Source organism: Allgaiera indica (genome assembly GCF_900106675.1).
Classification (GTDB): domain Bacteria; phylum Pseudomonadota; class Alphaproteobacteria; order Rhodobacterales; family Rhodobacteraceae; genus Acidimangrovimonas; species Acidimangrovimonas indica.
Window position 1 is genome coordinate 1 of the sequence record NZ_FNOB01000069.1, and the last position, 1,734, is coordinate 1,734.

Here is a 1,734-nt window from a genome sequence, read left to right on the forward strand (position 1 = left end):
GCCCGTGACGTCGAGCGCAAAGCCGCCGTCACGCGCCGCCACCGCCTCCAGCACCTCGAGGCCCGCGGCCACCACCTCTGTGCCGATTCCGTCGCCGGGGATCGCCGCGATCCGATGCCTGCGTGTCGCCATGGCTCCCCCTCCGCCCCTGCGGGGGCTATTTCACGCCGTTGGCGCGGCCGATGAAATCGGTCAGGTGCGGGACGTAATCCTCGGCCCCGTCCATCCCCGAGGCGACGGCGGCGGCGTAGGAATTCTTGATCGCGCTGGCCAGGGTCGAGACGCAGCCGCCGGCGTTCGCCATCGCCTCGACATAGCGCATGTCCTTGTAGGCGTTGGTCAGAGTGAACTTGTGCGCGTCGCGATTGCCCTCCAGCGCGTAGCCCATGAAGGTCTGATAGAAGCCGCAATCCATCCGCCCGCCGCGGATCACGCTGTCGAACTGCTGCACGGAAAGGCCGGATTTCCGCGCCACCGACAGCGCCTCGGCGTAAAGCGCGCCATAACCCAGCGACAGGAAGTTGTTGACCAGCTTCATGCGGTGCCCGTCGCCCACCCCGCCGATATGCACGCTGCGCTGGGTCCAGCACTCGAACACCGGCTTCAGCCGGGCGTAGGTCTCGTCGCTGGCGCCCACCATGGCCTGCAATTCCCCGGCCTCGGCCTGCGCGGGGGTGCCGCCCAGCGGCGCGTCGCAATAGGCCACGCCCTTCGCCGCCAGACGCTCGGCCAGCGCGACCGTCACCACCGGGTCAGAAGTCGAGGTATCGACGATCACCGTGCCGGGGGGCAGTTGCGGCTCCATCTCGGTCACGACCTGCTGCACCACATTCGCATCGGTCAGGCACAGAAAAATGATCGACGATACCGCTGCCAGATCGGAAAGAGAGGCCGCCTCGGTCGCGCCGCGCCCAACCAGATCCTCGACCGGGGCGCGGTTGCGATGGCCGATCACCGTCATCGGATAACCCGCCGCGATCAGGTTCCTGGCGATGCCGTGGCCCATCAGCCCGACGCCGACGAAGCCGATGGTTTCCTTGGGGGTGCTTGCTGCTGTCATTGTCTTGCTCCTCAGGGCATGGGTAGGGATCAGGGATGGGGGATCAGGGGTGAGGCGCGCCGCGCAGGGCGTCGCGCCAGCCGAGGCCCGCCTCGACCGTGCCGGCGGGGCGGTATTCGCAGCCGAACGCGCCGCCATAGCCCGCGGCCACGATCTGCGGCAGCAGCCGGGCGTAATCGAGCGTGGCGCCGGCGCCGGTCTCGGGTTCGGCGCGGCCGGGGACCGAGGCGATCTGGACATGGCCCACGTCGGCCACGCAGCCCCGCAGGCGCGCCGCGACATCGCCGTGCTCGGTCTCGATATGGTAGCAGTCGAACATGATCTTCAGCCGCGGGTGGTCGATCTCGCGCAGGATCCGCAGCGCCTGGTCGAGGCTGTGAAGAAAATAGCCCGGGATCGCGGCGTGGCAGATCGGCTCGATCAGGATCACCCGGTCGCCCGCCTCCAGCGCGTGGCGCAGCGCCGCCTTGTAGGCGGCTTTGGCCGCGGGATCGGCCGCGACGCGGCCGGCCAGCACATGCACCGCCCCCGCCCCGATTCGCGTCGCCACCTCCAGCGCCGCGTCGATATCGCGCCGGGCCGCGTCGGCGCGGGCAGGATCGGCGGCGCAGCCGGCGGTGTCGCCCATGCGCATGTTCAGCCCCAGCACCGGCAACCCGCAGGCCGCCAGCGCC

At 70.0% G+C, this 1,734-nt stretch carries 2 protein-coding genes; both read right to left on the minus strand.

What is annotated here, in order from left to right; genetic code table 11:
* Nucleotides 1-157: 157 nt before the first annotated feature.
* Nucleotides 158-1,060 carry an NAD(P)-dependent oxidoreductase gene (locus tag BLV97_RS20595; RefSeq protein WP_035841557.1) on the minus strand — a complete coding sequence of 301 codons (903 nt, stop codon included), beginning with the start codon at nt 1,058-1,060 and terminating at the stop codon, nt 158-160.
* Between the two features lie 43 nt (nt 1,061-1,103).
* Nucleotides 1,104-1,734: TIM barrel protein (locus BLV97_RS20600; protein ID WP_092164240.1), on the minus strand; the 631-nt coding region annotated here is incomplete at its 5' end.